Raw genomic sequence first — 19,974 nt, forward strand, 5'->3', positions numbered from 1 at the left:
GTGCGATTTTGGAAAAGCATTTCCTATAGCGCAAAGTCCGGTAGCAAAAGCTTTTTACCTACTAGCCAGGAAACAGGAATACCTGAAATTCGACCAAAAACGGGTAAAAAACGGGGCGGGATGCTTGCTTTGGCAGCATTGGTAAAAAATACCTTTAAATTGCTTAACGGACCTTTCCTGAGGTATCAAAAATTGGGCTACAACTTTTGGGCCCACAATAAAAAAGTCCTGAAAAAGGGCTTATGTTTACCCGTTCCATGGTCGGTCAGGGGCTTGTGCAACGCTTACCAGTCTTAGGCAACGTTTTTATTTCCGTATTGTTTTATTTTGTCCAATTCCGCCTGTTTTACCTTACACTCCGCTTCGGTATCATAATCATCTTGAGGTCGGAGCCAGAATTTGGCCCAATTTCCGAAATACTTGCTTAACCTTAAGGCTGTGTCCGCAGTTATTCTGCGTCTCCCTTTTATAATTTCAGAAAATCTTGTTTGTGGTATTTTTAAGTCCTTTGAAAGTCGGTAAGCATAGATTTCAAGTGGTTCAAGAAATTCCAAGTTCAAGACTTCGCCAGGATGTACAATTGCCCACTTTTCCATGTTGTTCTTTTTTAGTGATAGTCGATTATTTTCACGTCGCTTGCGTTTCCGTTGTTCCATTCAAACATGATTCGCCATGGTTTGTTAATCCGAATACTGTTAAGGTCCTTTAGATTTCCAGAGAGTATTTCATAGGTTATTTAAGCTTATTGGTATCAGAAGCTTTAAAGGGATTCTTTTTTAAAAATGACATTTTTTATTCGTCCATTCTCCAAGTTTAAACCTTGTATGTTCCCACTCCCATCTCTGAATACTCTTATTCTGTAAGAGCTCATCATTCTTAGATAGTCTTTTGTTATTAGTTTTCCGTCTCTTCTTCTACCGTTTTTTATAATGTTGTAATTACCATCTTTGACGTGTTCAATGATGATTTCCGTGTCGGTTTCTTTATTGAAATAGGTTCCGTTTAAACTTGGGCCATATCCTTTTTCTATATTTTCTTTTGGTAACTTATGGTAAATGCTTGGTTTTTGAGTGGATAAATACAAAGTCAACTTTTGTTGTTCTGTACCTATATCTGAAAAATTCATTTTGAGTTTATCATTGGTTTCATAATGAAACAAGCTTTGTTTCTCGTTTATCATTTTTACTGGGTCTCTTTGGTAAATCTCTCTAAATAGTTCCCCTTCTTTTTCGCTAATCTTTATGATTGTTCCTTCATCGTTTTGATAATTACCTACCACACTTTTAAAATCTTTCAATCGTTCCGTTTTTTCGGGATTTGAGGGGTATATTTCATTTGTGATATCCTGTTCTAAAACAATAGCTGTCAATTGCTTTGCTAAATAGTTGGTAGGTACGTTACCATTATTTGACATGATGACTATGGCTAGATTTTTATCCAAAAACCTAAAAAATGTTGCATTATATGCTCCAGTACTACCATCATGATATGTGTAGTTTAAGCCTTTATATTTTCTAAACATTAATCCGTATCCGTAATTGTCAAAATCTACTTCATCTATGGCCGATTGACTTTTGCTGATTATTGAAGTTGATAGGTTTTTACCATTATTTTTTTGAATAATCTGTTCCCATTTCAATTGGTCTTCTAAAGTTGTGAATAAACCCCCATCTCCATTCAGTTCTGTTACCACTGGATATTCTTTCCAACCATTCCAATTACCGTATGGTCTTGCCTTATTTGGAATTATTGCCATATAATTGGTAAGAAATGATGTATTGGCCATTCCTATTTCCGCAAATAATGAATTGGAAAAATCCTTGAATGTAGTGTCGGTAACTTTTTCAATGATTTCTGTAAGAAGAATGTAGTTAGAGTTGCTGTATAAATACTCTTTGCCGGGCTCAAAATTCAATTCCGTTTGGGATTTTAAAAGTTCGATGGCATCCCCATTATCTATAAAAAGCTCATACCAATCCTTACCTTTCAATGCCCATAAACCGTATACGTCTCTAATTCCACTTGTATGTGTCAACAGATTTGCTACGGTAATTTTGTGTCCGATTTCTTTATATAATTCGGGTAAATATTTTCTTATATCGTCATCTAAGGCCAATTTGTCCTGCTCAAGTAATCTCAATATGCACAAAGCGGTAAATTGTTTGGCATTTGAGGCTATATTGAACCTTGTATTTTCGTCTATTTTTATGTGGTGTTCAAGGTTTGAATAACCAATATATTTTTCGAATACAGTGGCTCCATCCTTTACAATTCCGACTGCCATTCCGGGTGAAATCCCATCGATATATTTCTCAATCTGGCTGTCGAGCTTGTCAATTATTGGCTTTTCCAATTCTTGTGAATATGCGTTTATTCCAAGAAATAAGCATGTAAATATCAATGTTTGTTTCATTGTAGAATGTTGGTTTTGGCTTGCGTACAACGCCAGAGCTAAAGGTAGTGCGGTCTTAGGTAAGCGGTTGCCCATGGCGCAAGGTCCCTTGGCAAAAGCCTTGTTTTTTGTCTTATTTTTTTTCTCAGGACAAAAGCACAACGCCTTTGCCACCAACTAAAAATACGCAAACCTTTGGAAAGTACACCCTTGCCCGCATGACGTTTAGGTTTTGTTAGCGGTGGTAAGCACGTCCTGCGCGCTCCAACGGACGTGCCACAGATTTGTCACCCATGGGTTTTACCGTATTTTCCACACCGCGACAGGCCTTGGCGGACAAAAGCGCCTCAAAGGTTCTAGGGAAATGTATCAACCGATAATCGCAAAAGCAAAGAGTAAAAAACTGGCATTGATAGCAGTGTCCAACAAACTTTTAAAACAAGCGTTTGCCATTGCAAAATCAGGGATGCCCTATGATGAAAATTATGGGTCCAGATTATTTTAAGAGAATTTGTTTTTACTCAGTTCTTTGTTATACTGGGTTTTTTTACAGGATATCCCGTTTTGTTAAGTTCCGAGCTGAGTGATGGATGTAAGAATGTCCGCTCTATTTTCGTCTACGACTTTATAGATAATTCGATACCTCCCTTGAGTAAGCTGTCTCAAGTCCGTTCTTTCAAATTACGGCACCAAATTCCCGATAAGAATCTGGCGTTTTATAATCTCCGTCTTGGTTTTAATTCGGACAACTTGAAGTTTGGCATAATATTTTGAGTCCTTTCCTATATATTTGGCAATATTTTTTAAGTCCAATACTGATTGAGGAGTCCAGTTTATTTGAACCATTTTTCGATTTCCTTGTCCAGCTGTTCGTGTTCGATTACATCATTGTCTAAAGATTGTTTCTCGCCACGTTCAACTTTCTCCATGAAAATAAGCCTTTCCACCAACTCATCTATCGAAAACTCATCGGGAAAAAGCTCGATTTGTTCTTTTAATTTTTCTTTCGTGAGCATTTCTCAGAATTTAAATAAAGTTAAGTAAAATCTTGGAATTTCAGAATAGTTGGAAAATTAAGCCCAACGCCAGAGCTAAAGGTAGTGCGGTTTGGGGCAAGCATTTCCCATGGCGCAAGGCCCTTTAGCAAAAGCCTTGTTTTTTGTCTTATTTTTTTCTCAGGACAAAAGCACAACGCTTTCGCCACCAACTAAAAATACGCAAGCCTTTGGATAGAACACCCTTGCCCGCATAACGTTTAGGTTTTGTTAGGGGTGGTAAACGAGCCCTCCCCGTGCTCCAACGGACGTGCAACAGATTTGTCCCCCGTGGTTTTTGCCACGTTTTCCATAAGGCGACAAGCCATGGCGGACAAAAGCGCCTCAAGGGTTGTAGGAAATGTATCAACCGATAAGCGCAAAGGCACAGAGTAAAAAACTAGCATTGATAGCAGTGTCCAACAAACTTTTAAAACAAGCATTTGCCATTGCAAAATCAGGGATCACCTACGATGAAAATTATGTGGACAGATTAACTTAAAAGAACTTGTTTTTAACTCAGTTCTTTGTTGGCAATAGTTATTTTAGACCATATTCAACTATCAATTTTCCGTTATCCATAATCTCCCCTTTGCAGTTTTCTTTTGGCTCGGGTTTCTCCCAAGCGTTGATATTAAATGAAGTTAACCCTGAACTTTCAAGTTGGTCGGTATTTCCATCGTATAGATAGTTATTTTCATCATAATTTTTTAAGAGCAGTAAGTCGTAGTAAAAAATGTTTTTGATAATATGTGATAATCTTAAGAATGTATGAAAGTCGATATTTTCCTCAATGTACGCCTTAAACAATTTTCCAATTATCTCAGGTTTTCCGTCACTTTCAATTTTTTCTAAAAGTTCAAATAACATTTCTCCAACATTACTTTGGTATTTTTCAGAAGAATTAATTTCATCAATTTTTTTAATCCTTTTTTCCAAAGGGATAGACTGAAGTTCAAATAGAAATTTGTATAATTTTTTTGCAGATAAATGTTTATTCAAAGAGTTTCCAAATTTCATAACTCCAATAACCGTCCCAACTAAAGGAATATCTTTGAGAATTCCATCATCCATTAGTCCGTCAATTGCTAATTCAGTATAATCTTTTGCTAATGAGGGTAATTCTGAATTTTTGATTGCAATTTCTAGTTTTTCATTTGGGTTCTGAGGGTGCATTCAAGGCCTTAACGCAACAAACGTTGCTAATTGATTATGGTTCAATTTAATTTTTTCTTTCCAAAGAGCCTAGTTTTTTTGAAGGCTTTTCGGAAAGAAAAAATTATGTGGTGTTTTGGGCAATGACCTCCAATGGTGTTCTGTACCCCAACACCTTTCTTGGCCTGTTGTTCAGTTTTTGTTCAATGGTTTTGAGCTGTTTTTCGTTCATGTTCCCAAAGTCGGTCTTCTTGGGCAGGAAACGTCTGATGAGCCCATTGGTGTTTTCGTTGGTGCCACGTTCCCAAGACGCGTAGGGATTGGCAAAATAGATGTCCATTTTGGTTGATTCCGACAGCCATTTGTGGTCGGCCATTTCGGTACCGTTGTCGTAGGTCATTGTCTTTTTCAGTTGACTGTCAAAACGGTTCAGTTCTTTGGCAAAGGCTCTGGTCACGGATTTGGTCTTTCTGTTTTCAAGGCCGATGATAAGGGTATATCTGGACTTTCGCTCCACGATGGTTCCAATGGCGGATTTTTGGCCCTTGCCTATGACCAGGTCACCTTCCCAATGTCCGATTTCCTGTCTGTTTTCAATATGTTCGGGTCTTTGTGATATATTTATTTGGTCTTTGATCTTGGAACCTTTCTTACGCCTGGGTCTGGGTTTTCTACGCCTGGATTTTTGGTAGGGCAGCAGCTTTATGAGCTTTTTGTTAAGGCTGGCCTGTGGATGGGAATAGATGTGGGAGTAAATGGCCTCGTGGGATATGGTCATCACTGGGTCGTTGGGATAATCGATTTTGATTCTGCCTGAAATTTGCTCTGGTGACCAGTTTTTCAAAAGTGATTTATAGACATAGAACCGCAGTAGGGAATGTGTCCCTATTTTATCTAAATTACGCTTGTTCAGGTAGTCGTCCTTGGCCAGCCAATGGGCAAGAGAAGCATCATATTTATCGTTAGGGTCGGACACCCATTTGTTGACCTCCCTGGTGATGGTGGAACGTGAACGACCGAGCTTTTTTGCTATAAAGGATTTGGTCTTTTTCTCTTCCAAAAGTGTCTGGATAATGACACGCTCCTCAAGTGACAACCGTTTGTGCTTTTTTGTCTTCATACAACAAATCTAAAAATTGGATTTGTTGCGTTAAGTTATTGAACTCGCAGAGTCTTTTTCATAATTATTGCCAACGTTTAGTATATGCAAAGTAGGCGATTTCGAAGCACCAAACTTTCAACTAAGCACAAAGCTTGATATGAGCCACAAGCCTTGATTTTAGTACTAATTCGCCTATTTTTTATATACATTGTTCTCTGCTGGCTTTTATTCAGACCAGTATTCTATTTTATTTGGGTTTATTTTCAAATCTGAAATACGTTCTAAATTAAAGGTTCTATCTTCTTCACGCATATAACAATAACCGAAAACGCATACTGAATTATATTGCCCCATTACCTTAAACCCTTTTGGTTTGATTGTTCTAAGACTTTGAACACCTCCTTCAAATTGTTGTGATTTGTGGTAATTGAACTTTACATTAACATCAAAATCTACAGCTAATTGTATATACCCTTTTATTGTTTCTAAATCACTTGATTTTATACTTGTTTCCTTGGTTGTATAACTTTTTTCTAATGCAATCGTATATTGCTTTTTTAATGTTTGAGCATCTGCATTAGTAGGACTTTCTTTTAACTCCATATTTATATGGTGAAGTGCTTTGTAAAAGTGTCTTGATTTAAAATAGGCTTGGGATAACCAATAATTTACTGAATTACTATTTGGTTTTAATTTATTAAATGCCAACCAACTTTCTACAGCTTTATTGTAATCTTCTAAATCAAACTGTACACTACCACACCAATAATAAGCGTATGCGTTTGAACTGTCTTTGGAAATAGCTTTTTCGTAATTTATTAATGCGTTTTTTAAGTCTGATTTTTGTTCATAAGAACGACCTAAATAATAGTAAGAATTTGATTTACCTTCTTGTAACGATAAATACTTTTCAAAATACTCAATAGCTAATGTGAACTCTTCCTTTTTATAATATTCATCTGCTAAAACTTCAAAATCATTGGCTGTTATTTTTCTTGTGTAATTGCAATAATGACTGTTATTACAAGCATAGAAATAACCGAATTTACCATTCTTTTCAATTAATTTACCGTTATCACACCAATCGCATTGAAGTGCTGTTATTTTTTCATTTGCTTCAATTTCATCAATAAACTTTGATGTATAATCATTATTAACTAAAAAAGAAACGTGCTTCTTAGCTCTTGTCATTGCTACATAAAACAATCTTCTTTCCTCTCCATTAGGGAATTGGTCAGCTTTAGATAATAAAAAATTTAATAATGGGTCATCTGATATTTCGGAAGGAAAACCATAAGTACCGGAACTACAATTGGTAATAATTACATAATCATCCTCAAGACCTTTTGCCCTATGGGCTGTTAAGAACCTTATTTTTAGATTTGGAAACTCATTACAGATATACTCGTATTGATTACTACTTTTATTGTACCTCTCGATAAGAAAACTACCATTGAGGAAATTTTTTCTTTCAAAATCATATCGACCTAAAAGTAAAACCGAAACATCTTCATTATTGGTTTTTTCAGCTATATCAACCAAAGCACCTCTTAAAGCTAAATGCAGATTTTTACTCTTTCTATCTGGGTCTGAATGTTTAAATATAGAATATGGTACTTCTTCTGACTGATGATGGCTTTTTAGTTTTTTAGATATTTGATTTGGGTTCTTTAAAATAAAATTACTTGATAACTCGATTAGCTGATTATCAAACCTATAAGTATACTCAATAAATGATGTTTGAGTTACCCTACTATAGTCTTTGACTGTCGAGGATTTAAAATGATTTTCAAAGTTTGTAAATAAGCCAATATCACTACCTGCAAAACGATATATAGACTGCCAATCATCACCAACACAAAAAAGTTTTGTGCTTGGTTTTTGGTCTAATAATGATTTTATTAATTGAAACCTTGCTTTAGATATGTCTTGGTATTCATCAATAATAATATAGTCATATGGTGATTGATATAAATTGTCTTGTATTATATCTGTAGCGTTATTTATCATATCGCTAAAATCAATTTCTTCTTCCTCTAAAAGGTATTCTTGATACGAATTATATATTGGGTCAAATAATTCTAAAAACTTAATAGCACGGTCATTATCTTCTTCTAATGCCCTCTTTTGAAGATTTGATATATCTTCATTATTTGATTTTAATAAAACTAAAAATGTATCTAATAATTGAGTGAAGTCGCTAATATCTTTAGAAGCATTTTCTTTTAAATAAAGCCATAGTTTATCGTTTGATATAGGTTTAAAAATTACTCCAACATCTTCTAAGTTCTTTTTTAGTTCCGATAATAGAATCCCTTTTCTTTGTTGCCAAGAATAGGACTCTACTAATGTTGTTGAATTATTGTTATGCTCTTGACGCTTCCATTCAATACCCTCATTATAAACCTCTTTTGCAGACTTACCATCTTTACCATTAAACCAATCAGGTACGTTCCAATTTTCATCAACACCAAAATGCTCTATATAAACATTATAATCAGGTAAATAAAAATCTGGTTTGTATTGACCAAATTGCTTACTTGCTGTTTTGTATTGGTATTTTTCTTCATACTCGTAATTAATGCCATTTCTAAACAAAAAGTTAGCTATAAAAACTTCTTCTTGGCTCTTTAAACGTTCTCTGTATCTTATAACTTGACCATTGCTACGTCTTTTTTCAACCATTTTATAGCCCTCTAATTTTTGCTCATTTAAATAGTTGTTATGTTCAGCATCCGTCTCAAATTCTGCTATATCCTTGTAAGGTTTTAGATAGTAGGAAATAAAATCAATTAGTAAATTATAATACTCTTCGCTCTGCTTAGCGTGGTCAATAAAAGAAGATATACGTTCTAAATGTGGTTTGCCATTTGCATCATATATTGATGGTTTTAAGTTGTTTACCTGTGCTATTATATCTAAACCTAACTTATTAAAGGTTTTAACAGGTATGTCAATATTCATTTTATTATAAATCCTATCTCGCATTTCGTCTGCTGCTTTACGAGTGAATGAGATTAATAAAATAGATTGAGGATTTATATTTTGAATAGTTGTTAGATACTTTACTTTACCTGCAATTGTTGTAGTTTTTCCTGAACCTGCACCAGCAATAACTAATTGGTTGTCTTCATCTATGATTACTGCTTTACGTTGCTGAGTATCGAGTGATTTACCTTCTACATCACTTAATTGACTATCTGTGTTTATTATCTCAGATTCAATAAAATTTTCATTGCGAGAAGTTAAGATAGAGTCAATCCTTTCATAAGTGAATTTAAAAGAATTTATCTTTTTTATTGAGGTGTCAAAGTCAGGTAGGTGTTTGTATTTCTTAGACTTTATTGAATTGTAATAATGTGCGGTCTCTTTCTTAAAATTAAATATTTCGAAGTTTGATATGTATTTTGGTTGAGACTTAAACTTTTCAAACAACACATTAAACTCAACTATTTTTGCTAAAAAAGGACTTAATTCTTTTCGTTGTTTGTCGTGTAATAATGTGAGTTCTACAATGCGTTTTTTTTCTTCTGCAATACGCTGTCTTTCTTCCTCTTCTTTTTTTAATCTAAGTTTCTTTTTATATTTCAGATAAAGGATAATCCCGACTAAAAGTATTCCGATTATTATATATTCCATTAATTGTCTTCGAGGTTTTTTTAGCTTGCATAGAACAATTATACAAACGTAGTTTATGACTTTTATCGCTATTTTATATACAGCAGACTAAGACAGTACCTCCAGTTTTGCAAAACGTAACAAGAGCTTTTTAACGTCACCACGTTCAAATTGTATTTCTGCTTTCTTGTCCTGCCCTACCCCTTCAATCTTAAGCACTTTTCCCCGCCCAAAACGGCTGTGGTTTACCGCTGCGCCTTCTGCCAATGCTGGGTTTAAGGGGGTCGCTTTTTGTGGGCTGGACAAGCTTGGTTTTAATTTTCTGAGCTTTCTTAATTGGTTCTCATTGGGCCTCCCTACCACCGGCGGGGTTCCGTTGGCAGGTTTTACCTGCCTTAGTTTACTCTTGTCCACCTCACCAAAAATATTGGCATCTATCATGGATTTATAGCGGTAGCCATCATTCACCGGGGTCAGGTTTTCCACATAGGCTTCGTCAATCTCTTCCAAAAACCTGCTGGGTTCGGCATCAATGAGCTTGCCCCAACGGTAGCGGTTTTGTGTGTAGGTAAGATAGGCCTGCTTTTCTGCCCGGGTAAGGGCCACATAAAATAACCGCCGCTCTTCTTCCAGCTCACTGCGGGTGTTCATGCTCATTGCAGAGGGGAACAGGTCTTCTTCCATGCCCACAATGTAGACGTACGGGAACTCCAGGCCTTTGGCCAGGTGAATCGTCATTAGGGCTACCCGGTCATCATCCCCAGTATCTTTGTCCAAATCCGTTGCCAAGGCCACATCTTCCAAAAATTCTGAAATACTACCGGTAGCATCGGCCAATTCTTTTTGGCCCTCCACAAAATCCTTGATACCGTTAAGGAGTTCCTCAATATTTTCCATCCTCCCAATACCCTCTGGGGTGCCGTCCTTTTTAAATTCCAGTAACAAGCCCGTTTTCTTGGCCACATGTTCTGCCAAGGTAAAGGCATCCGTGCCTTGGTTCATGATCTGAAAACTTTTGACCATGGTCACAAAATCCTCCAGTTTTCGTTGGGTGCCCGCATTGATCTTTAATTGCAGTTTGGCAAGGTTTTCCATGACCTCAAAAATAGACCGTCCGTAGTGGTTTGCCGCTACCGTTAGCTTGTCTACCGTGGTCTGCCCAATTCCCCTAGAGGGAAAGTTAATGACCCGTTTTAGGGCCTCCTCATCCTTGGGATTGATCACCAGGCGTAAATAGGCCAGTACATCCTTAATTTCCTTACGCTGATAAAAAGAGAGCCCACCGTAGATACGATACGGGATATCCCGCTTTCTAAGGGCATCCTCAATGGCCCTGGATTGGGAATTGGTCCTGTAGAGTACGGCAAACTCGCCGTTGCCCATTTGGTGGTTCATTCTATTGTCCCAAATGGAGGAGGCTACATAACGGCCTTCCTCGGCATCGGTAACACTGCGGTGGATAATAATTTTATTTCCTTGGTCATTTGCGGTCCAAACCACTTTTTCCAATTGGTTCTTGTTTTTGGCGATAATGCTATTGGCCGCGTTAACGATATTTTTGGTAGACCTGTAGTTCTGTTCCAACCTATACATCCCTACATCCCCGTAATCCCGTTGAAAGTTTAAAATATTGCTGATGTTGGCCCCACGGAAGGAGTAGATACTCTGTGCATCATCCCCAACCACACAGATATTTTGGTACCTATCTGCCAAGGCCTTTACAATCAAATATTGGGAGTGGTTGGTATCCTGGTACTCATCTACCAAGATGTACCTAAAACGGTCTTGGTACTTCATCAGCACCTCTGGAAAGCGGGTCAGCAGTTCGTTGGTGCGTAAGAGCAGGTCGTCAAAATCCATCGCGCCAGCTTTAAAGCATCGGTCTACATAATTTTGGTAAATTTCGCCCAATCGGGGTCGTTTTGCCATGGCGTCCGCTTCCACCAGTTCCGGATTCTGGAAATAGGCCTTTACCGTGATCAAACTGTTTTTATAGGAAGAAATCCTATTTTGTATCTGCTTGTATTTGTAAATATCCTTGTCCAGGCCCATTTCCTTGATAATGGACGCGATGAGGCGCTGGGAGTCTTGGGTGTCGTAAATGGTAAAGTTACTGGGATAGCCTAGTTTATGGCCATCAAATCTAAGCAGTTTTGCAAAAACGGAGTGAAAGGTTCCCATCCATAGGTTCTTGGCCTCCGAGTTACCAACAATGTCCGCAATACGTTTTTTCATTTCCCGGGCCGCCTTGTTGGTAAAGGTCAGCGCTAGGATATTAAAGGAGTCCACCCCCAAATCCATTAAATGCGCAATACGGTAGGTAAGCACCCTGGTCTTCCCGGAACCTGCACCTGCAATGACCATTAGGGGGCCATCCTTGTGCAATACCGGTGCCCTTTGGGCTTCATTTAACTCATCTATATAAGACATAGCGTTTCTGAACATTAAAGAAGGTGAAATTAGCCATTCTACCCCTTATCCTAAAAGATAGCTTTAAATAGTTTTGAACAGTAAAATGGATTTTCCTTTGAATTTGAATATATTTAGCCCATATGAAAAAGGTACTCATCATTTTGGCCAGTTGCGGTGCCGTTTGGGGGAGCTTGGCGCAGGAAAAGAAGGCCGGCCCCATCATCCAGGATTACGGTAAGGTCTGGGAAATTGGGCACCAAGAGTATAAAATACGTCCAAATTCCGTTTTTAAGGTAGTTTTTGATATTATGGACAGCCCGGAAGACGTGCAACAGCGAAATGCCAGTATAGAGACCGCTGCCAGATTTTTAAATATGCACGGGCAAAATGGGGTTTCCCCAGAGCGGATGAAGGTGGCATTGGTGGTCCACAACAAAGCTTCCAAGGATATTATTACGGATAGTGCCTACCAAAAACGCTTTGGAACAAACAATCCAAACGCCAAGATGGTACAGCAACTCATGGATGCAGGGGTGGAATTTATCTTTTGTGGGCAGTCTTCCCTTTCCCGGGATTTTCCCAAAGAGGAAACCATTGCAGGGGTGCAGCTTTCCCTTTCTGCCATGACCGCATTGATACAATTACAAAACGAAGGCTACCGCCTGATAAAATTTTAAATACCGATACTATGAGAACGATATTATTATGCGCCTTTGGCCTATGTACTGCCGGACTTTTTGCACAGGGTCCCAATTTGGATAAAGACTATGCGGCCATTGAAAACAAGGTGATTGAGTGGCGGCATGACATTCACCAAAACCCAGAATTGGGAAATAGGGAGTTTAAGACTGCCGAAAAAATTGCCAACCATTTAAAATCTTTGGGGATAGACGTTACCACTGGTGTGGCCCATACCGGGGTGGTTGGCCTGCTTAAAGGCAATTTGCCAGGCAAGGTAGTTGCCCTGCGCGCAGATATTGATGCGCTTCCCGTTACCGAACGGAACGATTTACCCTTTAAATCTACCGTAACCACTGAGTTTTTAGGGGAAAAAGTAGGTGTGATGCACGCTTGCGGACATGATACCCATACCGCAATTTTGATGGGCGTGGCAGAAATTCTGTCCAAAAATAAGGACAAGATAAAGGGAACGGTGAAATTTATTTTCCAACCTGCGGAGGAAGGTCCACCACCTGGTGAGGAAGGTGGGGCATTGCTTATGGTCAAGGAAGGGGTAATGGAAAACCCCAAGGTGGATGCCATCTTTGGATTGCACATCAATTCACAGACCCCAGTAGGCATGATCAGGTACAAATCTGGAGGTACCATGGCAGCGGCCCAAAGCTTTACCATAAAGGTGAACGGAAAACAGAGCCACGGTTCACAACCTTGGGGCGGTGTGGACCCCATCTTGATCAGTGCAAAAATTATTGATGGACTACAGACCATTATCAGCCGTGAGACGGAGCTTACCAATGAAGCGGCGGTGATTACCGTTGGAAAGATCAAAAGCGGGGTTCGTTTTAACATCATCCCAGAAAGTGCAGAAATGATCGGTACCATCAGAACCTTGGATTATGACATGAAGGACAAGCTCAATAAGCGGATGGTAGAAATGGTGGAGACCATTGCCAAAGCTTATGGCGGTACCGCAACCTGTGAAATAAAGGACGCTACCGATATCACCTACAACGATCCCGCCTTGGTGACCCAAATGTTGCCCACCTTGGAACGGGTGGCGGGCAGCAAAAATGTGGTGACCCAAAAAGCGGTGACAGGAGCCGAGGATTTCTCCTATTTTCAGCGCGAAGCACCCGGTTTCTTCTTTTTTCTGGGTGGCATGACCCCGGGTACCACGGAATCCTTTCCGCACCACACCCCAGATTTTTTGATAGATGATACTGGGATGCAGTTGGGCGTTAAGGCGATGACGGAATTGACCTTGGATTATTTGAATGCTGGCTCTTAATGACTATTGTCATTCTAAGGGAAATTGAATAGAGCGAAGCATCTAAGAGGGATTCTTCACTGCGTTCAGAATGACCAATCCTAATCAATACTAACAAATTTTTAAAATGGAGTTTATTTTACCGTGGTGGTCTTGGATTCTTATTTTTTTGCTCATCGTGGTCATTTGGGACATCTTTATACAGCGGTCGCATACCATTAAACACAACTTTCCTGTGGTGGGGCATTTGCGATATTGGTTGGAAAGCATAGGCCCAGAAATGCGGCAATATTTTGTGGCCAACAACCGCGAAGAACTTCCGTTCAACAGGATTGAAAGGGGATGGATCTATGCATCGGCCAAGAAAGAGAACAATTATGAAGGCTTTGGAACGGACCGTGATATCTATGCCCATCAACATATTTTCGTTAAAAATGCCATGATCGGGTACCAACTGCCCGTGAAGCATCCCAACCAAACGGACCCTTATTTTTTGCCCTGCGCCAAGGTCATTGGGGCCTTTAACAAAAGAAAGAGGCCATTTAGGCCCGCCTCCATCATCAATGTCTCTGCCATGAGCTTTGGTTCATTATCTGCGGCCGCTGTGGAAGCCATGAACAAGGGGGTGCAAAAGGCCAATGCCTACCACAATACAGGGGAAGGTGGATTATCTCCCTACCACAAGCAAGGCGGGGACGTCGTCTTTCATTTTGGTACCGATTATTTTGGGGTTAGATCCAAAGAGGGTAATTTCTCCATGGAAAAAATGACGGATTTGGTACGTGCCAACCCCTGCATCAGGGCCATAGAAATTAAACTTTCCCAGGGGGCCAAACCTGGAAAGGGCGGCGTATTGCCCGGCGCCAAAATCACCAAGGAAATAGCGGAGATACGCGGGGTGGAGGTCGGGAAGGATGTGCTCTCCCCTGCCACGCATAAGGCGTTTAGCACTATTGAGGAACTTTTGGACCTTATTGAGGATATCGCCACGGCCACCGGTCTACCCGTGGGCATTAAGGCCGCCATTGGGAAATTGGACCAATGGGAGGCATTGGCAGACCTGATGAAACAACGGGGGAGCGGGCCAGATTTTATAACCATTGATGGTGGCGAAGGTGGAACCGGTGCGGCCCCACCCAGTTTTGCAGACCATGTTTCCCTTCCTTGGGTATACGGTTTTGCCAGTATCTATAAACTTTTTGTACAAAAAGGCTTAACGGAACGCATTGTGTTTATTGGAAGCGGTAAACTGGGTTTTCCGGCGAAAGCGGCTATGGCCTTTGCCATGGGGGTTGATGTGATCAACGTGGCGCGCGAAGCCATGATGAGCATTGGTTGCATCCAGGCCCAGGTTTGCCACACCAATCGCTGCCCTGCTGGGGTGGCCACCCAAAGCAAATGGTTGCAAAAAGGGATTAACGTTCCATTAAAATCGGACCGGTTGGCACAGTATTTTAAGACCTTTAGAAAGGAGTTCTTGGAAGTCACGCATGCGGCAGGATATGAACATCCTTGTCAATTTACCATGAACGATATCCAAGTTAATGTGGATGATGATTACCTTAGCAGCGACTTAAAAACGGTGTATGGCTATGACAAAACCCCAGTCCCGTTTGAATCCATGCAAAAACTATACGACTGTCACCACCTTGGTGGCGGCCCCAATACGTAACCTATGAAGACTAGAACCGTACTTGTGTTGCTAACCGGAATCTGCTGTTTTACCCTACAGGCGCAAAAAAAAAGTGAACTCATTGCCAAAGTGGGAGAACTGGAGAACACCGTAAGATTATTGAACGACTCCATATCCATTGCCCAACGCCAAATAAAATCGGCAAATGCGAAAGCCGAATTATTTGAAAAAGAAAATACAGACTTAAGGGCGGCAAACAATACCCTGTTGAGCAACCTGACCAACTTTTCCAAAATCTCAAAACAGAATACGGAATCTGTGAACTCCGCTTTGACCAGCCTTAAAAAGAAAGAGGAGCAGTTGCGGGTCATTACCGATACATTTTCTAAAAATGATTCCATAGCCATTGCCATTTTTACCCAGATTAAACAGACCATGGGTCCAGAAGTAAAAGCAGGGGTGTCTAATGGTAGTGTTATTGTTTCAGGAAGTTTTGACCAGTTGTTTGGTGGGGACAGCGCAGCAAAATTAACTGAGGACGGAACCAATTGGACCACCAAAATTGGGGAAATCATTAAAGCAAACCCAGACAGGGCCGTTGTGGTAGAGGGACTCAATATTACTGGGGAATTGGATATTACCTACGCCCAGGCCGCTGCAGTTGCCAATGGTCTATCAAAAACAGATGGCGTGGATGCTGGCCGTATACAGCTTGTGGTTAAAGACGGGAATTTTAAGGAAGGGATCAATGTAAAACTTGCCCCGGACCATCAGGCCTTTTATTCCATGGTTAAAAAGGAATTCCAGTAGCTTTTGATATAATTTTAGGGTTAAAACTGCGTTCTTAAGTCAATAAAATAAAACCGACCCATGACTGGAGATCAAATCTTTCAATTATTCGCTTATCTACTGCCATCTGTTGTAACGGGGGCCATTGCCTTTTACTTTTTTAGGATGCATACCAACAATGAAGAGGGACGTAGGCGGTTTTTGTTGCATAAAGATTCCCAAAAGGATACCTTACCCATTAGGCTACAGGCTTATGAGCGCATGGTTTTGTTTTTAGAGCGTATTGCCATCAATAATCTTGTGGTGCGCGTAGCGCCCCAGGGCCAGGACAAAACCAAATATGAAAACCTGCTCATCAAACAAATAGAACAGGAATTTGAGCACAACCTTTCCCAGCAGATTTACATGACGGACGAGTGTTGGAACGTGATCAAAGCGGCCAAAAGCACAACCATAAAAATCATCCGCTCCGCTGCCATGAGCCAATCCGAAACGGCGGACAAATTACGCGAGGATATCCTAAACCAAACCTTGGACAAACAATCTCCATCCGCTACGGCACTTTCCTACATCAAAAAAGAATTGAGTGCGCTTTGGTAAAAAGCCCTCTAAACCCCAAGTAGGTCAAAGGTTCCTTTTATCCAACTTAGCGTAATTAGTATTTAGGAACAGCGGAAAAACAAAAGGACAAAAGAGTTGTGCGTTTGGCACATTACCAGACAGGACAATTTTATGCAACCCTAAGTTGATGCTTCTTAAGCCAGCACGTCTTTATTCCTGCACGCCTGGATCTATAGGCATACTTTCTGCATTCTTGTTCTTGGCATAGAGATAGCCTTTTTTCCACCAGAGGGTCATTTTCTTTTTGTTGAAAACGAGGGAGTTTACCGTTAATATGGTGGGGGTATAATACAGGTTGATAATGGCATTTTTCTGATTCGCCACCAATTTTCCTATCCGGATATTTTGGTGTTCTATGCGATCCAAAATAAAGCTCAACATGCTGGTAAGGAGTTCAAACGGATTTCTTGAAGGAACCCTGTTCATATAGTTTACTTCTGTATGTAGAACAATGACATCTACTTCCGTTGCCCCACGCCGTATAGCCTCTTCAATGGGTACGATGCTTCCCAAACCACCATCAGCATATTCACAACCCTCTTTGCGAACCAAACTCATAAACGGAATGTAGTTGGCGGACACCCATATCCAGTCGCAAAAATCTTCATAGGTACAGTCTTTAATGGACTTGTATTCTACCTGGTTTAGACTAAGGTTGGACACTGTAATGACCACATCCGGACGTGCTGCCTTTAATTCTTGAAACTCGTTAAAAGTGAGACTGTCTTGTATATGTTGTCTAAGATTTTCACTTTCTCCAAACGTTTTTTTACCCCTAAAAAAGTTTTTGAGCACGTTCCAATGGTCAATGGAAATTTCATCTACCCCGTACTTTTTCTTTACGACGAAGGGACAATTATTAAAAATGGTCTTTTGGGTAACATTGCTATAGATTTCCTTGATTTTATCCAGTTTTCCCAGCGCAAGGTGAGAAATCAAAAGACTCCCGGTAGAGGTGCCCACAAAAATATCATAGTCATGCTTGGCCTCTTCAATCAAAAATTGTGCAACACCACCGGCAAAGGCCCCTTTACTGCCCCCACCGGAAATTACCAACGCTCTCATTGACCCATTATTTTTTGTAACACTTTTTGCTCCTTTTCGTTTAAGGAATCCTTAAGGGCTAAAAGTCGGTTTTTTAATTCGTTATTCGCCACTAAAGTGGTCAACAAATTTCTTGAAGACTTTTTAAACTGCCAAACATGATGGTCACAGGCCTTCACCAAATTCATTAATGCGGTATCGCTCAAGGCCTGTATTTGATAGAGATATTCAAAAGCCAACTGCCTTACTTCAAAATGTTCTGTTGTGCCCGTATAGCCATTCAATTCCTGATAAAAGGCCTGTTTATCCAAAGCTTGGTAATCTGGCGTGACCAAGGCCAAGGTGAGCCAAAGTAGGCGTATGTTCTTATTGGGCAAGCCATGGATATTTTTGGTTTTTTCCAAATATAGCGTCCGCTTTTCGGGGAAGTTAGACCATAGTTTAAGTAAAGCATGCTCCAAAGTGACGTAACTGGAATCATGAAGCAAGGATTCATACTTTGCGATCAGCGGCTCATTAAGGACTCTTGCGCCAGAAATTCCAAGCAAGGAAGTGGCAAGTGCTTGTCGCACTAGGATATCGTCGCTATCAAAGGCTTGGTTTAAAATACTATCAGGTAATATCCGGTGGTATTCCTTAATAAAACTCGCTTTAAATTGCGATGAACTAGAATCTTGCCAGTACCCCATATAATCGATATCATCGCTTTGGGCCTGTGCCAAATCCTCTTCCATTGTAAACAATCGGTCAATATGGGCAGACGCTGCCCTAAGTTTTGCTTTTACGGCCTCCCAGGGAAACTTGTCCGACGTTAGCCACTCCGTTTTAAAATTGGACAAATCTTTGTTGGATGCAGATTCCATGGCTTTTAGAAAATCATCAATGGTCACATTCTTAAATCCGTGCCTTTGCAAATAGGATTTTACCCCTTTTTTAAAAGCATCCCCTCCTACTTCATTTTTAAGCATCACCAAGGCCCAGGCCCCTTTTTCGTAGAAGGTTAAGCTACTGGCGTTAGGATCGGTCAATGCCTGCCCCTCTCCCATTTCAGAGCGGGCCTTGAGAGTTTTGGCCGTTTCAAAAAGCTTCCAGTAAAAATGTTCGTCCCCAAAGAGCATCCGCTCTGCCAAGTAGGCGTAATAGGTAGCGAAACCCTCATGAAGCCAATGGTGTTCACCGCTCACCTCGGTGACCAAATTGCCAAACCATTGGTGGGCCAGTTCATGGGCGTTGACATTCACATAGTTTTTATCCACGAAAGCCGTAGAATCAATCACATATTGATTGGAAAAAATGGTGCAACCCGTGTTTTCCATCCCCGCATACAAAAAGTCCTGAACCGGTACTTGTTTATAATTCTGCCAAGGATAAGGCACCCCAATTTCCGCTTCCAAAAAATCAAATATCTCCTTGGAATAACGATAGGTGGGTTCAAATTTCAAACTGTCTTTAGGTTCGTAATACAATTCCATGGGAACGCCCGATTTGGATTGAAGTACTTTTTTATCAAAATCACCAATCACAAAAGCTACCAGATAGCTGCTCATGGGGTTGCCCATATCAAACCTCCAATGGGTTAGTTGGTCTTTTGTTGTTTTTTCCACCAGTTTGCCGTTGGCAATGACCTGATATCCTGTATCCACCAAAAAGCCGACATCAAATTCTATCTTATCTGTCATATCATCAATGGATGGCAACCAATGACTGTTGTATTTTCCTTGGCCTTGGGTCCATAGTTGAAAAATAGGGTTTTCAAAACCAACATAGTCTATGTCACTTGCGGTGAAAGGGCCCTGTACTACGGTAGGTCTATTGATTGCTTTCCCTTGAATAAAATACACCGTCTGCCTGGGCTTGGCCTCATAGCGAATATACAGCTCATGATGGCCAATTTTTTTAGGCGCCCTAATTCCCAATCGCTTGCCTGAATTGGAAAATGCCACTTCTTTGCCATTCAAAACCACTTGTAAAAAAGTGATGTTAACGGCATCCAGAAAAATGGAATCGACCTTTTTACGCAATTCAAATTCATAAGTACCCTTCCCTTGTATTTGTTCTTCATCCATGACTGGAATAATGTCAACATTGATTCTTTTAAAATCAACCGATGCATCACTTTGCCCATGAAGCAGATGAACCAAAAAAAAGCATAGCATTAAGCATCTCATATAACCCGAATAACAAATGTCTATCCAAATGTAGCATTTTAGTTGCCCAAATTCAGCA

General features: G+C 40.1%; 15 protein-coding genes and 2 pseudogenes. 7 read left to right on the top strand and 10 right to left on the bottom strand.

Annotation, left to right across the window (positions count from 1 at the left end; all coding sequences use genetic code 11):
- Positions 1-293: 293 nt before the first annotated feature.
- From I595_RS02005 to I595_RS02010, 3 genes are read right to left on the bottom strand one after another with little or no spacing between them, the layout of a single operon-like run.
- Entirely contained in the window at positions 294-596 is a 303-nt protein-coding gene (locus I595_RS02005; protein ID WP_054558014.1) for a HigA family addiction module antitoxin, read from the bottom strand.
- An 11-nt stretch (positions 597-607) separates the two neighbouring features.
- Positions 608-736 (bottom strand): type II toxin-antitoxin system RelE/ParE family toxin, encoded by a 129-nt coding sequence (locus tag I595_RS17055; protein ID WP_083467479.1) that lies wholly within the window; start codon positions 734-736, stop codon positions 608-610.
- A gap of 24 nt (positions 737-760) precedes the next feature.
- Entirely contained in the window at positions 761-2,413 is a 1,653-nt protein-coding gene (locus I595_RS02010) for a serine hydrolase domain-containing protein (RefSeq protein WP_172675898.1), read from the bottom strand.
- A 328-nt stretch (positions 2,414-2,741) separates the two neighbouring features.
- Here I595_RS02010 and I595_RS17600 point away from each other — a divergent pair.
- A pseudogene (locus tag I595_RS17600) lies at positions 2,742-2,897 on the top strand (IS110 family transposase); the annotation flags it as partial.
- Between the two features lie 328 nt (positions 2,898-3,225).
- On the opposite strand, the gene I595_RS02015 reads toward I595_RS17600, so the two are convergent.
- Positions 3,226-3,408 (bottom strand): hypothetical protein, encoded by a 183-nt coding sequence (locus I595_RS02015; RefSeq protein ID WP_054557712.1) that lies wholly within the window; start codon positions 3,406-3,408, stop codon positions 3,226-3,228.
- A 376-nt stretch (positions 3,409-3,784) separates the two neighbouring features.
- On the opposite strand from I595_RS02015, the pseudogene I595_RS17605 reads away from it, so the two are divergent.
- A pseudogene (locus I595_RS17605) lies at positions 3,785-3,928 on the top strand (IS110 family transposase); the annotation flags it as partial.
- Positions 3,929-3,966: 38 nt separating this feature from the next.
- On the opposite strand, the gene I595_RS02025 reads toward I595_RS17605, so the two are convergent.
- The 4 genes from I595_RS02025 to I595_RS02040 all read right to left on the bottom strand — a co-directional run bounded on the left by I595_RS02025 (position 3,967) and on the right by I595_RS02040 (position 11,746).
- Entirely contained in the window at positions 3,967-4,602 is a 636-nt protein-coding gene (locus I595_RS02025; protein ID WP_054557714.1) for a hypothetical protein, read from the bottom strand.
- Between the two features lie 103 nt (positions 4,603-4,705).
- Entirely contained in the window at positions 4,706-5,701 is a 996-nt protein-coding gene (locus tag I595_RS02030; protein WP_054557715.1) for an IS30 family transposase, read from the bottom strand.
- A 207-nt stretch (positions 5,702-5,908) separates the two neighbouring features.
- Complete coding sequence (locus tag I595_RS02035; RefSeq protein ID WP_054557716.1) at positions 5,909-9,322, bottom strand: UvrD-helicase domain-containing protein; 3,414 nt, start codon at positions 9,320-9,322, stop codon at positions 5,909-5,911.
- Between the two features lie 87 nt (positions 9,323-9,409).
- Complete coding sequence (locus tag I595_RS02040) at positions 9,410-11,746, bottom strand: ATP-dependent helicase (RefSeq protein ID WP_245628206.1); 2,337 nt, start codon at positions 11,744-11,746, stop codon at positions 9,410-9,412.
- A 107-nt stretch (positions 11,747-11,853) separates the two neighbouring features.
- Here I595_RS02040 and I595_RS02045 point away from each other — a divergent pair, with 107 nt between their 5' ends.
- The 5 genes from I595_RS02045 (at position 11,854) to I595_RS02065 (ending at position 16,683) form a co-directional block, all read left to right on the top strand.
- Complete coding sequence (locus tag I595_RS02045; RefSeq protein WP_054557718.1) at positions 11,854-12,390, top strand: DsrE family protein; 537 nt, start codon at positions 11,854-11,856, stop codon at positions 12,388-12,390.
- Between the two features lie 11 nt (positions 12,391-12,401).
- Positions 12,402-13,682: an amidohydrolase gene (locus I595_RS02050; protein ID WP_054557719.1), complete on the top strand. Its 1,281-nt coding sequence runs from the start codon at positions 12,402-12,404 to the stop codon at positions 13,680-13,682.
- A 106-nt stretch (positions 13,683-13,788) separates the two neighbouring features.
- Positions 13,789-15,333: an FMN-binding glutamate synthase family protein gene (locus I595_RS02055; RefSeq protein ID WP_054557720.1), complete on the top strand. Its 1,545-nt coding sequence runs from the start codon at positions 13,789-13,791 to the stop codon at positions 15,331-15,333.
- Positions 15,334-15,336: 3 nt separating this feature from the next.
- Positions 15,337-16,104 (top strand): hypothetical protein, encoded by a 768-nt coding sequence (locus I595_RS02060; RefSeq protein ID WP_054557721.1) that lies wholly within the window; start codon positions 15,337-15,339, stop codon positions 16,102-16,104.
- Between the two features lie 60 nt (positions 16,105-16,164).
- Positions 16,165-16,683, top strand: coding sequence for a DUF7935 family protein (locus I595_RS02065; RefSeq protein ID WP_054557722.1), 519 nt, complete (start codon positions 16,165-16,167; stop codon positions 16,681-16,683).
- A gap of 171 nt (positions 16,684-16,854) precedes the next feature.
- Here I595_RS02065 and I595_RS02070 read toward each other — a convergent pair whose 3' ends face one another.
- Positions 16,855-17,769: a patatin-like phospholipase family protein gene (locus I595_RS02070; protein WP_054557723.1), complete on the bottom strand. Its 915-nt coding sequence runs from the start codon at positions 17,767-17,769 to the stop codon at positions 16,855-16,857.
- Positions 17,766-19,904 carry a M1 family metallopeptidase gene (locus I595_RS02075; protein WP_245628207.1) on the bottom strand — a complete coding sequence of 713 codons (2,139 nt, stop codon included), beginning with the start codon at positions 19,902-19,904 and terminating at the stop codon, positions 17,766-17,768. The genes I595_RS02070 and I595_RS02075 overlap by 4 nt, the downstream gene beginning before the upstream one ends.
- Positions 19,905-19,974: the final 70 nt, after the last annotated feature.

Origin of the sequence: Croceitalea dokdonensis DOKDO 023, from assembly GCF_001306415.1 — a bacterium.
Taxonomy (GTDB): domain Bacteria; phylum Bacteroidota; class Bacteroidia; order Flavobacteriales; family Flavobacteriaceae; genus Croceitalea; species Croceitalea dokdonensis.